This window comes from Pseudomonas sp. NFACC39-1, from assembly GCF_900110355.1.
GTDB lineage: Bacteria > Pseudomonadota > Gammaproteobacteria > Pseudomonadales > Pseudomonadaceae > Aquipseudomonas > Aquipseudomonas tehranensis.
This window is the reverse complement of sequence record NZ_FODL01000008.1, coordinates 91,979-108,696: the sequence shown is the minus strand read 5'-3', so window position 1 is coordinate 108,696 and position 16,718 is coordinate 91,979. Positions and strand designations below refer to the sequence as shown.

Here is a 16,718-nt window from a genome sequence, read left to right as displayed (position 1 = left end):
CGTTGTTTCCGAAGCTCTCGCTCGGGGTCGTCTACCGGTGACTGCACTTTGTGAACTGGCCGTGAATGTGGCGCGCAAGGCGAGTCAAAACTCTGCTTTGCCGCGTATTTCAGGCCTCATGTCACCTGCGCTCGTTACACCTGCAAACTCTGCCGTTATCTAGCAAAAGCCCCGTAGGACGGCCTCTCGTCCTCGTGAATTGCGTTGGTCAGGGCCGGTTTTTGACCGTTAGTCCGCTGTCCAGCCGCTTTTGGCGGCGTTCGCGACTATAGCAGCAATGATTAAGTGCTTCAATTCCATAAAAAATTGTTATCATCGCCGCCATGACGACTACTGCCCCTTCGACCCCTGGCGTTCAACTGCTCGAGGTCTCGCCGGAATATGCCGGCCAACGAATCGATAACTTCCTTCTAGCCCGACTCAAAGGCGTGCCCAAGACCTTGATCTATCGCATTTTGCGCAAGGGCGAAGTGCGGGTGAACAAAGGTCGGATCAAGCCCGAGTACAAGCTTCAGGCGGGCGATATCGTGCGCGTGCCGCCGGTTCGCGTGCCCGAGCGCGATGAGCCCGTGCCCCTGGCCCAGGGTCTGTTGCAGCGCCTGGAAGCCTCGATCGTCTTCGAAGACAAGGCGCTGATTGTGCTCAACAAGCCTGCGGGCATTGCGGTTCACGGCGGCAGCGGCCTGAATTTCGGCGTGATCGAGGCCTTTCGTCAGTTGCGCCCCGACGCCAAGGAGCTGGAGTTGGTCCATCGCTTGGATCGCGACACCTCCGGCCTGCTGATGATCGCCAAGAAACGCAGCATGTTGCGGCATTTGCATGAGCAATTGCGCGGCGATGGCGTCGACAAGCGCTATATGGCGCTGGTGCGGGGGCGTTGGGATACGTCCATCAAGCAAGTCCGTGCGCCGTTGCTCAAGAGCAACCTGCGTTCCGGCGAGCGCATGGTGGAAGTCAACGAAGAAGGCAAGGAGGCCCTGACGGTGTTCAAGGTGCTGCGCCGCTTTGGTGATTTCGCCACCATGGTCGAGGCCAAGCCGGTGACCGGCCGCACCCACCAGATTCGCGTCCACACGCTGCATGCCGGGCATTGCATCGCTGGGGACAGCAAGTACGGCGATGACGACTTCACCCGCGAAATCCGTGATCTGGGTGGCAAGCGCCTGTTTCTCCATGCCTACATGTTGACCGTGCCGTTGCCCGATGGTGGTGAGCTGAAATTGCAGGCTCCAGTGGATGAAATGTGGGCCAAGACCGTGGAGCGGTTGAGTGCATCCTGAATACAAGCTGCTGATCTTCGATTGGGACGGCACTCTGGCGAACTCCATCGGTCGGATTGTGGAGGCAATGCATGCCGCCTCTGACCGTGCGGGTTTTGTCAGGTGTGATGATTTTGCCGTGAAGGGCATCATCGGCCTCGGCTTGCCGGAAGCGATCCGCAGTCTGTACCCGGAGATCAGTGACCCTGAGTTGCTGGTTTTTCGCCAGTATTACGCTGATCACTACATTGCGCTGGAGGCTGAGCCTTCGCCGTTGTTTGACGGAGTGGTAGACACGCTTGAAGCCTTGAGGGGCGAGGGGTATCGCCTGGCTGTCGCCACCGGCAAGGCGCGTCGCGGGCTGGATCGGGTGCTGAAATCCCATGGTTGGGACGATTATTTCGATATCACCCGGGCTGCGGACGAAACGGCCAGTAAGCCGCATCCGCTGATGCTCGAGCAAATCCTGGCTCACTGCGGCATGCAGCCGGAGCAGGCGTTGATGGTGGGGGATTCCTCGTTCGACCTGCAGATGGCGCGTAACGCCGGCATGGGGTCGGTCGCGGTGAGCTACGGCGCGCAGACGATCGCGGCGCTGCAGGCCTTCGAGCCGCGGCTGGCGATCGACCATTTTCCTGAATTGCACGCCTGGCTGAGCCAGCGGGCCAATTAAGTTTTTGCTGGGGATACTTGCATGACCGACGAATGGAAGGCACCGGCCAAGGCGAGCGCCGAGAGCGGTGACGACAAAAGCTGGAAGCTGTTGGAGAAGACCTTGCTGGCCGGTGTGCAGGAGCAACGTCGTTCCCGTCGCTGGGGCATTTTCTTCAAGCTGCTGACGTTTGTTTATCTCTTTGTCGCGCTATTGCTGTTCACGCCCCTGTTTGACATGGAAAAAAGTGCCGTGCGGGGCTCCGGGTACACGGCGTTGATCGACATCGAAGGCATGATTGCCCATAAGGAGCCAGCCAGTGCGGACAATATCGTCGGTAGCCTGCGGGCTGCCTTCGAGGATCCCAAGGTCAAGGGTGTGATATTGCGCATCAACAGTCCGGGTGGCAGCCCGGTGCAGTCGGGTTATGTCTATGACGAGATCGTCCGGTTGCGCGGGCTGCACCCGAACACCAAGGTCTACGCGGTCATTTCCGATCTGGGGGCTTCCGGTGCGTACTACATTGCCAGCGCGGCCGATCAGATCTATGCCGACAAGGCGAGCCTGGTGGGCTCCATTGGTGTGACGGCGGCCGGCTACGGTTTTGTCGGGACGATGGAAAAGCTTGGCGTGGAGCGTCGGGTGTACACCTCTGGGGAGCACAAGTCGTTCCTTGATCCGTTCCAGCCACAAAAGCCTGAAGAAACAGTGTTTTGGCAGGGCGTGCTCGACACGACCCACAAGCAGTTCATTGCCAGCGTCAAGAAGGGGCGGGGTGAGCGGCTCAAAGACAAGGAGCATCCCGAGCTGTTCTCCGGCTTGGTCTGGTCTGGGGAGCAGGCCTTGCCGCTGGGCTTGATCGATGGCTTGGGTAGCGCCAGTTCGGTGGCGCGGGACGTGATTGGTGAGAAGGAGTTGGTGGACTTCACCATCGAAGAATCGCCGTTTGATCGCTTCTCGAAGAAGCTGGGGGCGAGCATTGCCGAGCATTTGGCGATGTGGATGGGGTTCCAGGGGCCGACGTTGCGCTGATTGCCCTGAAAGATCGCACCGATCCCCTGTGGCGAGAGGGCAAGCTCCCTCGCCACAGGTGTGTGCAGGTCCGGGCTTCAGGGGATTTGCACGCCCTCGGCCAGCAACATATCCACAAGGCGAATCAGTGGCAGGCCAACCAGGCTGGTGGCGTCCGGTCCTTCCGTGCTCTGGAACAGGCTCACGCCAAGTCCTTCGGCCTTGAAGCTGCCCGCGCAGTCATAAGGTTGTTCGGCCAGTAGGTAGCGTTCGACGCGCGCCGGGTCCAGCGTGCGCATGTGAACGGTAAACGGAACACAATCGACCTGGCAGGCGCCGGTCTGGCTGTTAAGTACCGCCAGGCCGGTCAGAAAGCTGACCCGGGTGCCGCTGGCAGCCAGCAGTTGTTCGCGAGCGTTCTCGAACGTATGGGGCTTGCCCAGGATTTGCTCGCCGAGCACAGCCACCTGGTCCGAGCCGATGATCAGGTGTCCCGGATGGCTGTCTGCCAGGGCCAAGGCTTTTTCTCGGGCCAGGCGTTTTACCAGGTCGAGTGCCGGCTCGTCAGGCCGACGGCTTTCGTCGATGTCCGGTGAGCTGCAGACGAACGGTAGCCCCAGACGGGCAAGCAATTGCCGGCGATACACTGAGCTTGAGGCGAGTAATAAAGGCAGCATGGGCATCTCCAAAAGGCAGGGGCGAATTCTAGCGAGGCGCGCAAGTGACGGACAGGGCTGAATTTCCTTTGACATGGCCGGGTGCATCCCTATAATGCTGCGCCTATGTTGAATGACCCGATTCCACCTCACGTTGACCCGCGCAAATTGGCTGACCGTGGCACCACCCTTCAAGGTGAGCTGCTGCTGGCCGATTTGAAGAGACTCTGCGACCCGCTTTCCGACGATGTCGGTACGGTCCAGGCCAAATTCGTTTTTGAACGAGATGAACGTAAATCTGTGGTAATCCACAGCTTTATCGACACTGAAGTCAAAATGGTTTGCCAGCGTTGTCTTGAGCTGGTCACCCTGCCGATCCACAGCGAATGCAGTTACGCCGTGGTGAAGGAGGGTGCGAATACCCAGTCGTTACCGAAAGGTTATGACGTGCTGGAACTGGGCGAAGATCCATTGGATCTGCAGTCACTGATCGAGGAGGAGCTTCTGCTCGCCTTGCCCATTGTGCCTGCTCATCATCCGGAAGAATGCCAGCAGCCGGCGGGAGCAGATGAGCCCGAACCGAGCGAGGACGAGGTAACGCGGTCCAACCCGTTCAGTGTATTGGCGCAGTTAAAGCGTGACCCAAACGTTTAGGAGTTAATCAATTATGGCTGTTCAGCAGAACAAAAAATCCCGCTCTGCCCGTGACATGCGCCGTTCGCACGACGCTCTCGAGGCTAGCACCCTGTCTGTAGAAAAAACCACCGGTGAAGTTCACCTGCGTCACCACGTATCGCCAGAAGGCGTATACCGTGGTCGTAAAGTGATCGACAAGGGCGCTGACGAGTAATCCTTGTCCGCTCAAGTCATCGCGATTGACGCAATGGGCGGGGACTTCGGTCCCCGCAGCATTGTTCAGGCCAGCCTTGCTTGTCTGAATGCGACGCCCTCGCTGCACCTGACCCTCGTCGGTCAACCCTCCCTTCTAGAAGAAATGCTCAACGGCCAATCGGCTGTGGATCGTTCGCGCCTGACGATCGCACCTGCGTCCGAAATCATCACCATGGACGAAAAACCCGCCCAGGTCCTGCGTGGCAAGCCTGACGCCTCGATGCGTGTAGCTCTTGAGCTGCTGCGCGATGGCAAGGTCCAGGCGTGTGTCAGTGCAGGCAATACCGGTGCACTGATGGCGCTGTCGCGTTACGTGCTCAAGACCTTGCCGGGCATCGACCGGCCGGCGATGGTCGCGGCCATCCCCACCCAGCGTGGTTTTTGCCAGCTCCTTGATCTGGGCGCCAACGTCGATTGCAGTGCCGAGCATCTACTGCAATTTGCAGTAATGGGCTCGGTAGCGGCTGAAACCCTGGGTGTCGTGCGTCCTCGTGTCGCGCTGCTGAACATCGGTACCGAAGACATCAAGGGTAACCAGCAAGTCAAGCTGGCAGCCACGTTGTTGCAGGCTGCGCGGGGCATCAATTACATCGGATTCGTTGAGGGCGATGGGTTGTACCGGGGTGAGGCGGACGTGGTGGTGTGTGACGGTTTTGTCGGCAATATTTTGCTCAAGTCCAGCGAAGGCCTGGCGACCATGATCGGCACGCGTATCGAGAAGCTGTTCAGGCAGAACCTGGCCTCGCGGATGGTCGGCGCCCTGGCGTTGCCGTTGATGCGTCGGCTGCAGGCGGATCTGGCGCCGGCGCGGCATAACGGTGCAAGTTTTCTCGGGCTGCAGGGCATTGTGATCAAGAGTCATGGTTCGGCGGGCGTGCAGGGGTTTCAAAGTGCGATCAATCGCGCGCTGATCGAAATCCAGGAAAACCTGCCGGAGCGTCTTCATGGGCGCCTCGAAGATTTGTTAACTTAGGCGTTTTCGTCTGACAATGCTTAAATGTGACCGGTCGGTTCAAGCCGCCATCCAACTGTCAGTTTCCTAGCGCCCCCTGGGGCGTCAATTTTTGACGACAAGATCATTAGGGGCTTTGTTTTCATGTCTGCTTCTCTCGCATTCGTCTTTCCTGGGCAGGGTTCGCAGTCCCTCGGCATGCTTTCCGAGCTGGGCGCGCAATACCCGTTGATCCTCGAAACATTCAAAGAAGCTTCCGATGCTCTGGGCTATGACCTGTGGGCACTGACCCAGCAAGGGCCGGAAGAGCAACTCAATCAAACCGACAAAACCCAGCCGGCCATTCTGACCGCCTCGATCGCACTCTGGCGCCTCTGGCTGGCTGAGGGCGGTGCGCGTCCGGCATTCGTTGCCGGACACAGTCTGGGCGAATACAGTGCTCTGGTGGCTGCTGGCAGTCTGAGCCTGGGTGATGCGGTGAAGCTCGTCGAGCGTCGTGGCCAGTTGATGCAGGAGGCCGTTCCGGCCGGGCAGGGCGGCATGGCCGCGATTCTCGGCCTGGAAGATGCCGACGTGCTGGCAGCCTGCGCCGAAGCCGCGCAAGGCGAAGTGGTCAGCGCTGTGAACTTCAATTCACCGGGCCAGGTGGTGATTGCCGGTGCCAAGGCTGCTGTGGAACGCGCCATCGAAGGGTGCAAGAGCCGTGGTGCCAAGCGTGCCATGCCGTTGCCCGTCAGCGTGCCGTCGCACTGCGAACTGATGCGTCCGGCCGCTGAGCGTTTTGCCGAATCCATCGCTGCCATTGACTGGCAAGCGCCACAGATTCCAGTGGTACAGAACGTCAGCGCCGATGTGGCTGCGGATCTTGAGACCCTCAAGCGCGATCTGCTGGAGCAACTCTACAAGCCGGTTCGCTGGGTCGAATCGGTGCAGACCCTGGCCGCCAGGGGCGCGACTGAGCTGGTTGAATGCGGTCCTGGCAAGGTGCTGGCCGGTCTGAACAAACGCTGCGCCGAAGGCGTATCGACTTCCAATCTCAATACCCCAGATGCTTTCGCTGCCGCCCGCGCAGCGCAAGCCTGAACAGGAGAAGCTTGCATGAGTCTGCAAGGTAAAGTTGCACTGGTGACCGGTGCAAGCCGTGGCATCGGCCAGGCCATTGCACTGGAACTGGGTCGTCAAGGCGCCATCGTTGTTGGCACCGCGACTTCCGCTTCGGGCGCCGAGCGCATCGCTGCGACCCTGAAGGAAAACGATATTCAAGGTACCGGTCTTGAACTGAACGTCACCAGCGATGAGTCCGTTGCGGCGGTGCTGGCGAGCATTCAGGAACAGTTCGGTGCGCCGGCGATCCTGGTCAATAATGCCGGTATCACCCGCGATAACCTGATGATGCGCATGAAAGATGACGAGTGGTTCGACGTGATCGATACCAACCTGAACAGTCTGTACCGGCTGTCCAAGGGCGTTCTGCGTGGCATGACCAAGGCTCGTTGGGGTCGAATTATCAGTATCGGTTCGGTTGTGGGTGCCATGGGCAACGCAGGCCAAGTAAACTATGCTGCGGCCAAAGCCGGTCTGGAAGGTTTCAGCCGTGCCCTGGCGCGGGAAGTGGGTTCGCGTTCGATTACGGTAAACTCGGTAGCCCCGGGTTTCATCGATACCGACATGACCCGTGAGCTGCCGCAAGCGCAGCGTGAAGCCTTGTTGACACAAATTCCGCTGGGTCGTCTGGGGCAAGCTCAAGAAATCGCGTCCGTGGTCGCTTTTCTTGCGTCGGATGGTGCGGCATACGTGACTGGGGCTACAATCCCGGTAAACGGCGGGATGTACATGAGTTAAATGTGACGGATTGCTTCAAAAAAATGTCATACGAGCTGTCTAAAATCCGTTATAAAGCTGCAATCTATTTATAGGCGGCGGGCTGCTGGGTTTGAGGAGTGAAGCTTTCGGTTGAAAAACCGAAAAGTCTTTCTATACACTTACCCACCGGCCAGCTGCCTGAATTTGTCCATTAGGAGTGAAAACAAGGTATGAGCACCATCGAAGAGCGCGTCAAGAAAATCGTTGCCGAGCAACTGGGCGTCAAAGAAGACGAAGTGAAGAACGAAGCTGCCTTCGTTGAAGACCTGGGTGCCGACTCCCTTGACACCGTTGAGCTGGTGATGGCTCTGGAAGAGGAATTCGAGACCGAAATCCCTGACGAAGAAGCTGAAAAAATCACTACTGTTCAGCTGGCTATCGACTACATCAATAAGCATCAGGCTTAATTATTTTTAGTCGTCGCTAGCTGTCATGGAAAAACCGCACTGCCATCACGGCGTGCGGTTTTTTCTTTAGGCCTGATGCAAAGTCGTCATTAGAATAAAGGAGAGTGCTGTGTCGCGTAGACGCGTCGTAGTCACCGGTATGGGTATGTTGTCGCCACTGGGCACGGATGTGCCGAGCAGTTGGCAGGGCATTCTGGCTGGCCGTAGTGGCATTGGTCTGATCGAACACACCGACCTTTCTGCCTATTCCACCCGTTTTGGCGGCTCGGTAAAGGGTTTCAATGTCGAGGAGTACCTGTCGGTCAAGGAGGCCCGCAAGCTCGACCTGTTCATTCAATACGGCTTGGCGGCCGGATTCCAGGCTGTACGTAATGCCGGTCTTGAAGTCACCGATGCCAACCGTGAACGTATCGGCGTGGCCATGGGGTCGGGTATTGGCGGCTTGACCAATATCGAAGAAACCAGCCGAACGCTGCACGAGTCGGGGCCGCGACGGATTTCTCCGTTCTTTGTGCCGGGCTCGATCATCAATATGATTTCCGGTTTCCTGTCCATCCACCTGGGTGTGCAGGGGCCTAATTACGCTATTGCTACGGCGTGTACCACGGGCACCCACTGCATTGGCATGGCCGCGCGCAACATCATGTACGACGAGGCCGACGTGATGATTGCCGGCGGCGCCGAGATGGCGGCCTGCGGGCTGGGCATGGGTGGCTTCGGCGCATCCCGTGCGCTGTCGACCCGCAACGACGAACCGAGCCGCGCCAGTCGGCCGTGGGATAAGGGCCGAGACGGCTTCGTATTGTCCGACGGTTCCGGTGCGCTGGTACTCGAAGAGCTGGAACATGCCAAGGCGCGCGGCGCGACCATTTATGCCGAGCTGATTGGCTTTGGCACCAGTGGCGATGCCTACCACATGACTTCGCCACCCGCCGATGGTGCCGGTGCTGCCCGCTGCATCACCAACGCATTGCGTGACGCGAAGGTCAACGCCGAGCAGGTGCAGTACATCAATGCCCATGGCACTTCGACCCCGGCGGGCGATCTTGCCGAGGCCCAGGCCATCAAGACCGTGTTCGGCGAGCACGCCTACAAACTGGCGGTCAGCTCGACCAAGTCCATGACCGGCCACCTGCTGGGTGCCGCGGGCGCGGTGGAAGCGATCTTCAGCGTACTGGCGATCAACAGCCAGGTCGCGCCACCGACCATCAACCTTGACGAGCCGGACGAAGGCTGCGATCTGGACTTCGTGCCCCATACGGCGCGTGGCATGGACATCGATGTGGTGCTGTCCAACTCCTTCGGCTTTGGCGGTACCAACGGCTCTCTGGTGTTCCGCCGGTTCGCTGGTTGATGGAAAGCTGGGTCGACGGTCAGCCTGCCGACGTTCTGTCGCTCAAGGACCGCGGCCTGGCTTACGGCGACGGGCTGTTCGAAACCATCGCTGTGCGCTCAGGCAAACCGGTGTTGCCTCAGCGTCATCTGCAGCGTCTGGCGCTAGGTTGTCAGCGGTTGATGCTCCAGGTTGACATGGGGGTGTTGGAGGCTGAGTTGCGCGCCTACGCGCAATGCCTGGGTGACGGCGTACTTAAGTTGATCGTGACCCGCGGTGATGCTCTTCGTGGTTATGGCGCTGATCCCTCGGCGCCGTCCCGGCGCATCCTGCAGGGCAGTCCGCCGGCCGCCTATCCTCCAATGCATGCCGAGCAGGGCGTGCGCCTGTTTCCTTGTGCCACCCGTTTGTCCGAGCAACCCTTGCTGGCCGGTCTCAAGCACCTCAATCGTCTTGAGCAAGTGATGGCCCGCGCCGAATGGCGCGATGCCGAGCACGCCGAAGGCTTGATGCTGGACACGTCCGGGCGAGTGATCGAAGGCGTCTTCAGCAACCTCTTTCTGGTACGCGAGGGTGAATTGGTCACGGCGGACTTGAGCCGTTGTGGCGTGGCCGGCGTGATGCGGGCCGAATTATTGTATCAAGCCGAGTCTCAAGGCATCGTCACGCACATCACCGACATCCGCCTCGAACAGCTGCACCTGGCCGACGAAGTCTTCGTCTGTAACAGCGTTTATGGCGTATGGCCGGTCCGTGCATGCGGTTCGGCGCGCTGGTCGACCGGGCCGCTCACCCGTAAACTGCAGACCCTTGCCCGCACGCTATTGGATGTTTGATTCGTGAGACGTAAATTCTTGCTTCTGCTGGAAACCGGACTGGTTCTGGCGGTGCTGCTGTTGGGCACTTGCGCCTGGAAAATTCATTCGGCGTTGCAACAACCGCTGAACATCACCCAGGAAGAACTGCTGGACGTCCCCAACGGGACCACCCCCACCGGAACCCTCAAGCGCCTCGAAGCGGACGGCCTGATCAAGGACGCGTTCTGGTTGCGTGTCTATTGGCGCTTCAATCTTGCCGGTCAACCGTTGCATTCCGGTGAATACCGGATGGTGCCGGGCATGACGATGGAAAGCCTGATCGAGGTCTGGAAGCGCGGGGAGGTGGTGCAGTACAGCGTCACACTGGTGGAGGGGTGGAATTTTCGTCAGGTTCGCGCGGCGTTGGCCAAGGATGAAAAACTCCAGCAGACCCTCGCCGGTTTGAGCGACAGCGAGGTGATGGACCGCCTGGGGCATTCCGGGATATTCCCCGAGGGACGGTTCTTCCCGGACACCTATCGCTTCGTGCGTGGCACATCGGACGCTGACCTGCTGAAAATTGCCTACGACCGGCTCGAAGACGTGCTAGCTAAAGAGTGGGCGCAACGCGCCGCCGATTTACCTTACTCCCAGCCCTATCAGGCGCTGATCATGGCGTCCCTGGTGGAAAAGGAAACCGGGGTGCCTGAGGAGCGTGGGCAGATCGCCGGTGTGTTCGTGCGCCGTATGCGCCTGGGCATGTTGTTGCAAACCGACCCGACCGTGATCTACGGGCTGGGCGAGCGCTACAACGGCAAACTCACCCGTGCTCACTTGAGGGAAGAAAACCCCTACAACACCTATCTGATTCCTGGCCTGCCGCCGACACCGATTGCGATGGTGGGGCGCGAGGCGATTCACGCCGCGTTGAACCCAGTTGCCGGTAATAGCCTTTACTTCGTCGCCCGTGGTGATGGTAGCCACGTGTTCTCCGATGACCTGGATGCACACAATAACGCCGTGCGCGAATATCAGCTCAAGCGCCGAGCCGATTATCGCTCCAGTCCGGCCCCTACTGTGCCGGACGAGGAGCCTGTCGACGAACCGAACACCAGCGAGCCGCCGCGCTCGCAATGACTTTGTTTAAGGATCGCCCGTGACTGGCTTGTTTATAACGCTGGAAGGCCCTGAAGGCGCCGGCAAGAGCACCAACCGCGAATACCTGGCCGAACGCCTGCGAGCCGCTGGCATCGAGGTGGTGTTGACCCGCGAGCCCGGAGGTACGCCGCTGGCCGAGCGGATTCGCGAGGTGCTGCTGGCACCGATCGAAGAAGTCATGAACCCTGACACCGAGCTCTTGCTGGTGTTCGCCGCTCGGGCGCAGCACTTGGCCGAAGTGATTCGCCCGGCGCTGGCCCGTGGCGCTGTGGTGCTCTGCGATCGTTTTACCGATTCGACCTATGCCTATCAGGGGGGTGGAAGGGGCTTGTCCCTGGAGCGCATCGCCGTGCTGGAAAGCTTCGTTCAGGGTGACCTGCGGCCGGACCTGACCCTGGTGTTCGATCTACCAGTGGAAATCGGCCTGGCCCGCGCCAGCGCCCGGGGCCGGCTGGATCGTTTCGAACTGGAAGGCCAGGCGTTCTTCAACGCGGTGCGCAATGCCTTTTTGAGTCGAGCCAAGGCCGATCCGGCGCGTTATCTGTTGATTGATGCCGCTCAGCCGTTGGCGCAAGTCCAGCAGGCGCTGGACGGTTTGTTGCCGCGTTTGTTGGAGCGTGCCCGTGGCTGAAGCCTATCCCTGGCAGGACGGACTCTGGCAGCAACTGGCCGGAAGGGCGCAGCATGCCCATGCCTATCTGCTGCACGGCCCCGTCGGTATCGGTAAGCGGGCGTTGGCCGAGCGTCTGATGGCCAGCCTGCTTTGCCAGCGTCCGGGTGTCTCGAACGCGTGCGGTGAGTGCAAGTCCTGTCTGTTGCTCAAGGCTGGCAGTCATCCGGACAACTATGTGTTGGAGCCGGAGGAGGCGGACAAGGCGATAAAGGTCGACCAGGTCCGGGATCTGGTCAGCTTCGTGGTCCAGACCTCGCAGATGGGCGGGCGCAAGGTGGTGCTGATCGAGCCGGTGGAGTCGATGAACATCAATGCCGCCAACGCCTTGCTCAAGAGCCTTGAAGAACCTTCCGGCGATACCGTGCTATTGCTGGTCAGTCACCAGCCGAGCCGCCTGCTGGCAACCATCAAAAGCCGTTGCGTACAGCAGGCCTGTCCGTTGCCCAGTGAAGCGATGAGCTTGAAGTGGTTGGCCGAGGCCTTGCCTGACAGCAGCGACGAAGAACGCGTCGAGTTGTTGACCCTTGCCGCCGGCTCGCCGTTGGCGGCCGTCAGCCTCCAGACCCAGGGTGTGCGTGAACAACGGGCGCTGGTGGTGGATGGCGTGAAAAAGCTGCTCAAGCAGCAACAGTCTCCCACGCAACTGGCTGAAGGCTGGAACGCCATCCCGCTGCTTTTGCTGTTCGACTGGTTCTGTGACTGGTCGAGCCTGATCCTGCGCTATCAGCTCACCGAGGACGAAACCGGCCTGGGACTGGCGGACATGCGCAAGGTGATTCAGTACCTGGCGCAAAAAAGCAGCCAGGATAAAATCTTGAACATTCAGGACTGGATTCTTGCCCAACGTCAGAAGGTGCTGAGCAAGGCGAACCTCAATCGGGTGCTGTTGCTCGAGGCGCTGTTGGTGCAATGGGCGAGTTTGCCTGGTCGAAACTGACAGACACTGCCTAAACTCAGCTCAATCGCAGCGGAGATCAGCATGAACGAACCTGTCAGTCCCGGTCCACGCAATGGCATCCTGTCCTTGACCATCAAGGATAAGTCGGTGCTCTACGCCGCCTACATGCCTTTCATCAAGAACGGCGGCCTGTTCATTCCCACCAACAAGAATTATCGCTTGGGCGATGAGGTGTTCATGCTCTTGAGCCTGATGGACGAAGCGGAGAAGATCCCGGTCGCCGGCAAGGTGATCTGGATGACGCCCAAAGGCGCCCAGGGTAACCGGGCTGCCGGTGTCGGTGTGCAGTTCAACGACGGCGACCACTCAGCCCGTAATCAGATCGAAACCCACCTGGCCGGAACCCTGAAGTCCGACCGTCCCACCCATACGATGTAGCCCGACCCTTTATGCTTGTAGATTCCCATTGTCACCTTGATCGGCTCGACCTCGCGGCCCACGACGGCTCGCTGGATGCTGCACTGGATGCCGCCCGCCAGCGCGGCGTCGGTCACTTCCTGTGCATCGGCGTCAGCGCCGACAATGCCGCCGACGTCAAAGCCCTGGCCGAACGCTATGCAGATGTCGATTGTTCAGTCGGCATCCATCCTCTGGATGTCCAGCCCGATGCTACGCCTGCCCTGGATTGGCTGTTGCGCGAGCTCGACCATCCGCGGGTGGTCGCCATTGGCGAAACCGGCCTGGACTATCACTACGAACCGCAAGCCGCCGAGGTTCAGCAGGCTTCGTTCCGGCTGCATCTGGAGGCTGCGCAACAGACCGGCAAACCGGTGATCATCCACACCCGCGGCGCCCGGGCCGACACCCTGGCCTTGTTGCGTGAGGCCGCGCTGCCCCAGGCGGGTGTGCTGCATTGCTTCACCGAAGACTGGGACATGGCCAAAGCCGCGCTGGACATGGGCTATTACATTTCCTTGTCCGGCATTGTCACGTTTCGCAATGCCGACGCTCTGCGGGACGTGGCCAGCAAAGTGCCGGTCGATCGTCTGTTGGTGGAAACCGACTCCCCGTACCTTGCCCCGATTCCGTATCGGGGTAAGCCGAACCTTCCGCAATATGTGAGGGAAGTGGCGGAATTCCTGGCGATGTTGCGGGGCGAGTCCTACGAGCGGCTTGCCGAACAGACTACGGAGAACTTCAAGCGGCTGTTTCCGCTGGCCCATGTCCGCTCGGCGCAAGCCTGAATTTCAGGCAAAAAAAACCCGGGTTCTGGGGGGTGAATCCGGGTTAAGACCATTAGGAGTAAAACAAAGGCACACGGTCCGTTGGTACCTTTACCGGCGCGTCACTTGGGGGAGATGTCGCGCCGACAGTTCAAGTATTGATCAGTATGCTGACGCGTCCAGTTTGGCCGGGCTGGTTTTTAAACAAATTTGGAATACGCTCGCTTCGGATAAGTTCTCACTGCCGTCAAAGCCAGTCGTTACGGTGCGGCGAAGCGAACGACAGGAAGCTGCAGCTGCACGGTTTTGTGAAGAACTGTGGTTGGGAACGGATGATCCGTGCATTTTTGCGTAAGTTAGGCATAATACTCGGCTTCGAATTTTGACCCTTCAGACCTTTTTCTTATGCACAAAGAACCCCGTAAGGTCCGTGAGTTTCGTCGCCGCGAGCAGGAAATTCTCGACACCGCGCTCAAGTTGTTCCTCGACCAGGGTGAAGACAGCGTCACCGTCGAGATGATTGCGGATGCCGTGGGTATCGGCAAAGGCACGATTTATAAACATTTCAAATCCAAGGCGGAGATCTACCTGCGCCTGATGCTTGATTACGAGCGCGATTTGAATGAGCTGCTGCATTCGGCCGATGTGGACAAGGACAAGGAGGCCCTGTCCCGGGCCTACTTCGAATTCCGCATGCGCGATCCGCAGCGTTATCGCTTGTTCGACCGCCTGGAAGAGAAGGTGGTCAAGGGCAACCAGGTGCCGGAGATGGTCGAGGAACTGCACAAGATCCGCGCCTCGAACTTCGAACGCCTGACCCTGCTGATCAAAGGCCGGATCAGTGAAGGCAAGCTCGAAGACGTGCCGCCCTATTTCCACTACTGCGCCGCCTGGGCGTTAGTGCACGGCGCGGTGGCGCTGTATCACTCGCCGTTCTGGAGCAACGTGCTGGAAGACCAGGAAGGTTTCTTCCAGTTCCTGATGGACATAGGCGTTCGCATGGGCAACAAGCGCAAGCGTGACACCGACGTTCCGAGCAGCTAAGTCATTCAGCTGCCTGATTGCGCCATGTCCGCTTACATGGCGCAGTGTCCCAGGAATATACTCAGGCTTGGGCCTTGCGAAAACTTGAGTTCTGGGTCAAGTTTCGTAAGTCCGATTCTTCTTTCGCCGGAGTGATCCATGATCGTTGACCGTCAAGGCAGGCGTTTTCGCAATTTGCGAATCAGCCTGACTTCAGCCTGCAATTACGCCTGTACCTACTGCGTGCCCAACGGCAAGCGGCTAGTGGCTGCGCAGGATGAACTGTCGGCCGAGGCCATGGCGCGCGGTGTGGCCTACCTGATCGAAGCGGCCGGTATCGAGCGGCTGCGCATCACCGGCGGCGAGCCGCTGGTCAGCCCCAAGCTTGAGAGCTTCATGATGGCGGTGGGGCAGATGGGCCTGGAGGACATCAGCCTGACCACCAATGGTCAGTTACTGGCCAAAAAGCTGCCTTTGCTGGTAGATGCCGGCATCCGCCGCATCAACGTTTCCCTCGATACCCTGGACCCTGTGGCGTTTCGCAGCATCGCCCGCGGTGGCGATCTGGCAAGCGTACTCGACGGGATGGAACAGGCCCGTACGGCGGGAATGAAGATCAAGGTCAACATGGTGCCGTTGCGCGGGCAGAACCTGGATCAGGTGATGCCATTGCTCGAGTACTGCCTGGAGCGCGGCTATGAGCTGCGCTTCATTGAGCTGATGCGCATGGGGCACCTGGCCAGCGACTCCAACGCGTTCCTGCAGCAATTCGTCAGCCTTCAGCAGTTGCTGAGCCTGATCGGCGACCAGTACGAGTACCTGCAAGCCGACGCTCCGGTGGATGCCACCGCCGTGCGCTATGAAATTCCCGGGCAGGGGCACTTCGGCGTGATTGCCAACGAAAGCGTGCCGTTCTGCCGCACCTGTTCGCGTTTGAGGCTGTCCTCCACCGGCTGGTTGCATGGCTGTCTCTCGTCGAGCAACCGGCATTTTGTCGGCGATCTTCTGGACAAGCCCCGTCATCAGGCCTTGCCGGCTCTGCAGCGCTTGCTGGTCAAGGCGTTGGGGGACAAGCAGGAAGTGGCCTTCTCCGGCGGCGCGACCATCATGAAAATCATCGGCGGTTGACGAATGCTAGCTCGGGCAAGCCTTGCTCCCACAAGGTGAACACCGTACCTGTGGGAGCAAGGCTTGCCCGCGATAGCAATTTCCCATTCACTTGGATGTGTCTGACACCCCCATTTCGATGAGCTGGCGCAAAAGCTGCATCCAATGGCCATTCGCCGGTTTTCCGTCACCGGTTTTTGGAGGGTAGGATGCGTAGCCTGGTTTTGCTGCTGGCCGTTTTGGCGCTTGGTGGCTGCATGAATGTCAGCGACATGGGGGAGGGCGTCCGCTATCACATGAGCGACGCCGGTTTGCTGGACCACAGCGACAGCCGTCGTGTGAATAACCTGCGCATCCAGCCGGATTCGTTCATCTACATTGCCCAGGGCGCGTTTGCGCCTCCCGGCAGTGCCTACCCGCGGCCCAATGTTGTCGCCGAAGAGGCCTTCAACGGTTTCATCGAGTATTTCCCCATGGTGCGTCGCGCCCGCGTTCCGGAGGGCCTGGACCAGGCCATGGGCGAAGCCCGTGCCGCCGGTGCTCATTACTTGCTGTATACGCGGTTCGCCAAGGCCGACAACCGCATCGGCAACACCGATGAATGGCTGGATGAAGAGGCTGTGGACCGCTTGGGTGTCGACACCAGCGTCATTCAAATCATGTTGATCGAGACCAGCACCCAGTATTTGATTGATACTGCACGCATCAAGAGTCGTGGCGGTTTACTGACGTTGCACGACAAACAGCCAGAAGACCTGATCGCTGCCCCTTTGCGCCAGTATGCCCGCAGCCTGTTGGGAGTGAGCGACCAGTAA

20 protein-coding genes are annotated in these 16,718 nt (G+C 59.5%); 19 read left to right on the top strand and 1 reads right to left on the bottom strand.

Annotated elements, in window-relative coordinates:
• The first annotated feature begins 323 nt into the window (after nt 1-323).
• Genes rluC through BMY45_RS18425 form a run of 3 tightly spaced genes read left to right on the top strand, consistent with a single transcriptional unit; the run spans nt 324 to nt 2,943 of the window.
• The gene (gene rluC / locus BMY45_RS18435) at nt 324-1,280 is read left to right on the top strand and encodes a 23S rRNA pseudouridine(955/2504/2580) synthase RluC (RefSeq protein WP_047228192.1); all 957 of its coding nucleotides are present in this window, start codon (nt 324-326) and stop codon (nt 1,278-1,280) included.
• Nucleotides 1,270-1,932, top strand: coding sequence for an HAD-IA family hydrolase (locus BMY45_RS18430; protein ID WP_092400047.1), 663 nt, complete (start codon nt 1,270-1,272; stop codon nt 1,930-1,932). The genes rluC and BMY45_RS18430 overlap by 11 nt, the downstream gene beginning before the upstream one ends.
• 21 nt (nt 1,933-1,953) lie before the next feature.
• Nucleotides 1,954-2,943: a S49 family peptidase gene (locus BMY45_RS18425; RefSeq protein ID WP_092400045.1), complete on the top strand. Its 990-nt coding sequence runs from the start codon at nt 1,954-1,956 to the stop codon at nt 2,941-2,943.
• 77 nt (nt 2,944-3,020) lie between these two features.
• On the opposite strand, the gene BMY45_RS18420 is transcribed toward BMY45_RS18425, so the two are convergent.
• Nucleotides 3,021-3,599, bottom strand: coding sequence for a Maf family protein (locus BMY45_RS18420; protein ID WP_092400043.1), 579 nt, complete (start codon nt 3,597-3,599; stop codon nt 3,021-3,023).
• A gap of 105 nt (nt 3,600-3,704) precedes the next feature.
• Between BMY45_RS18420 and BMY45_RS18415 the strand changes: the two genes are divergently transcribed.
• The 16 genes from BMY45_RS18415 (at nt 3,705) to BMY45_RS18340 (ending at nt 16,718) form a co-directional block, all read left to right on the top strand.
• Nucleotides 3,705-4,232: a YceD family protein gene (locus BMY45_RS18415; protein ID WP_003204262.1), complete on the top strand. Its 528-nt coding sequence runs from the start codon at nt 3,705-3,707 to the stop codon at nt 4,230-4,232.
• A 13-nt stretch (nt 4,233-4,245) separates the two neighbouring features.
• Nucleotides 4,246-4,428 carry a 50S ribosomal protein L32 gene (rpmF, locus tag BMY45_RS18410; RefSeq protein WP_003179396.1) on the top strand — a complete coding sequence of 61 codons (183 nt, stop codon included), beginning with the start codon at nt 4,246-4,248 and terminating at the stop codon, nt 4,426-4,428.
• Between the two features lie 3 nt (nt 4,429-4,431).
• Nucleotides 4,432-5,442 (top strand): phosphate acyltransferase PlsX, encoded by a 1,011-nt coding sequence (plsX, locus tag BMY45_RS18405; protein ID WP_092400041.1) that lies wholly within the window; start codon nt 4,432-4,434, stop codon nt 5,440-5,442.
• 123 nt (nt 5,443-5,565) lie between these two features.
• On the top strand, nt 5,566-6,504 hold the full coding sequence (fabD, locus tag BMY45_RS18400) for an ACP S-malonyltransferase (RefSeq protein ID WP_092400039.1): 939 nt from the start codon (nt 5,566-5,568) through the stop codon (nt 6,502-6,504).
• 15 nt (nt 6,505-6,519) lie between these two features.
• Nucleotides 6,520-7,263, top strand: a complete 744-nt coding sequence (fabG, locus tag BMY45_RS18395) for a 3-oxoacyl-ACP reductase FabG (RefSeq protein ID WP_047228198.1) — start codon at nt 6,520-6,522, stop codon at nt 7,261-7,263.
• A 191-nt stretch (nt 7,264-7,454) separates the two neighbouring features.
• The gene (acpP, locus tag BMY45_RS18390; protein WP_092400037.1) at nt 7,455-7,691 is read left to right on the top strand and encodes an acyl carrier protein; all 237 of its coding nucleotides are present in this window, start codon (nt 7,455-7,457) and stop codon (nt 7,689-7,691) included.
• 109 nt (nt 7,692-7,800) lie between these two features.
• Nucleotides 7,801-9,045: a beta-ketoacyl-ACP synthase II gene (gene fabF / locus BMY45_RS18385; protein ID WP_047228200.1), complete on the top strand. Its 1,245-nt coding sequence runs from the start codon at nt 7,801-7,803 to the stop codon at nt 9,043-9,045.
• Entirely contained in the window at nt 9,045-9,860 is an 816-nt protein-coding gene (gene pabC, locus BMY45_RS18380) for an aminodeoxychorismate lyase (protein ID WP_092400035.1), read from the top strand. Before fabF ends, pabC begins: the two co-directional genes overlap by 1 nt.
• A 3-nt stretch (nt 9,861-9,863) precedes the next feature.
• Nucleotides 9,864-10,958 carry an endolytic transglycosylase MltG gene (gene mltG / locus BMY45_RS18375; protein ID WP_092400033.1) on the top strand — a complete coding sequence of 365 codons (1,095 nt, stop codon included), beginning with the start codon at nt 9,864-9,866 and terminating at the stop codon, nt 10,956-10,958.
• A 19-nt stretch (nt 10,959-10,977) separates the two neighbouring features.
• Complete coding sequence (gene tmk / locus BMY45_RS18370; RefSeq protein WP_092400031.1) at nt 10,978-11,610, top strand: dTMP kinase; 633 nt, start codon at nt 10,978-10,980, stop codon at nt 11,608-11,610.
• Complete coding sequence (locus BMY45_RS18365; protein WP_092400029.1) at nt 11,603-12,589, top strand: DNA polymerase III subunit delta'; 987 nt, start codon at nt 11,603-11,605, stop codon at nt 12,587-12,589. Before tmk ends, BMY45_RS18365 begins: the two co-directional genes overlap by 8 nt.
• A 42-nt stretch (nt 12,590-12,631) precedes the next feature.
• Complete coding sequence (locus BMY45_RS18360; protein ID WP_047228204.1) at nt 12,632-12,988, top strand: PilZ domain-containing protein; 357 nt, start codon at nt 12,632-12,634, stop codon at nt 12,986-12,988.
• 11 nt (nt 12,989-12,999) lie between these two features.
• Entirely contained in the window at nt 13,000-13,794 is a 795-nt protein-coding gene (locus BMY45_RS18355) for a TatD family hydrolase (RefSeq protein ID WP_092400027.1), read from the top strand.
• A gap of 384 nt (nt 13,795-14,178) precedes the next feature.
• Nucleotides 14,179-14,817, top strand: coding sequence for a TetR/AcrR family transcriptional regulator (locus BMY45_RS18350; protein WP_003204240.1), 639 nt, complete (start codon nt 14,179-14,181; stop codon nt 14,815-14,817).
• 138 nt (nt 14,818-14,955) lie between these two features.
• Nucleotides 14,956-15,924 (top strand): GTP 3',8-cyclase MoaA, encoded by a 969-nt coding sequence (locus tag BMY45_RS18345; RefSeq protein ID WP_092400025.1) that lies wholly within the window; start codon nt 14,956-14,958, stop codon nt 15,922-15,924.
• Between the two features lie 188 nt (nt 15,925-16,112).
• A complete protein-coding gene (locus BMY45_RS18340; protein ID WP_092400023.1) occupies nt 16,113-16,718 on the top strand; it encodes a DUF4823 domain-containing protein in 606 nt (201 codons plus the stop codon).

What these genes read in the sequence shown, in the direction of transcription:
- rluC (WP_047228192.1), top strand. Translation starts at nt 324, where the DNA reads ATGACGACTACTGCCCCTTCGACCCCTGGCGTTCAACTGCTCGAGGTC.
- BMY45_RS18425 (WP_092400045.1), top strand. Translation starts at nt 1,954, where the DNA reads ATGACCGACGAATGGAAGGCACCGGCCAAGGCGAGCGCCGAGAGCGGT.
- BMY45_RS18420 (WP_092400043.1), bottom strand. Translation starts at nt 3,599, where the DNA reads ATGCTGCCTTTATTACTCGCCTCAAGCTCAGTGTATCGCCGGCAATTG.
- BMY45_RS18415 (WP_003204262.1), top strand. Translation starts at nt 3,705, where the DNA reads ATGTTGAATGACCCGATTCCACCTCACGTTGACCCGCGCAAATTGGCT.
- rpmF (WP_003179396.1), top strand. Translation starts at nt 4,246, where the DNA reads ATGGCTGTTCAGCAGAACAAAAAATCCCGCTCTGCCCGTGACATGCGC.
- fabD (WP_092400039.1), top strand. Translation starts at nt 5,566, where the DNA reads ATGTCTGCTTCTCTCGCATTCGTCTTTCCTGGGCAGGGTTCGCAGTCC.
- fabG (WP_047228198.1), top strand. Translation starts at nt 6,520, where the DNA reads ATGAGTCTGCAAGGTAAAGTTGCACTGGTGACCGGTGCAAGCCGTGGC.
- acpP (WP_092400037.1), top strand. Translation starts at nt 7,455, where the DNA reads ATGAGCACCATCGAAGAGCGCGTCAAGAAAATCGTTGCCGAGCAACTG.
- pabC (WP_092400035.1), top strand. Translation starts at nt 9,045, where the DNA reads ATGGAAAGCTGGGTCGACGGTCAGCCTGCCGACGTTCTGTCGCTCAAG.
- BMY45_RS18360 (WP_047228204.1), top strand. Translation starts at nt 12,632, where the DNA reads ATGAACGAACCTGTCAGTCCCGGTCCACGCAATGGCATCCTGTCCTTG.
- BMY45_RS18355 (WP_092400027.1), top strand. Translation starts at nt 13,000, where the DNA reads ATGCTTGTAGATTCCCATTGTCACCTTGATCGGCTCGACCTCGCGGCC.
- BMY45_RS18350 (WP_003204240.1), top strand. Translation starts at nt 14,179, where the DNA reads ATGCACAAAGAACCCCGTAAGGTCCGTGAGTTTCGTCGCCGCGAGCAG.
- BMY45_RS18345 (WP_092400025.1), top strand. Translation starts at nt 14,956, where the DNA reads ATGATCGTTGACCGTCAAGGCAGGCGTTTTCGCAATTTGCGAATCAGC.
- BMY45_RS18340 (WP_092400023.1), top strand. Translation starts at nt 16,113, where the DNA reads ATGCGTAGCCTGGTTTTGCTGCTGGCCGTTTTGGCGCTTGGTGGCTGC.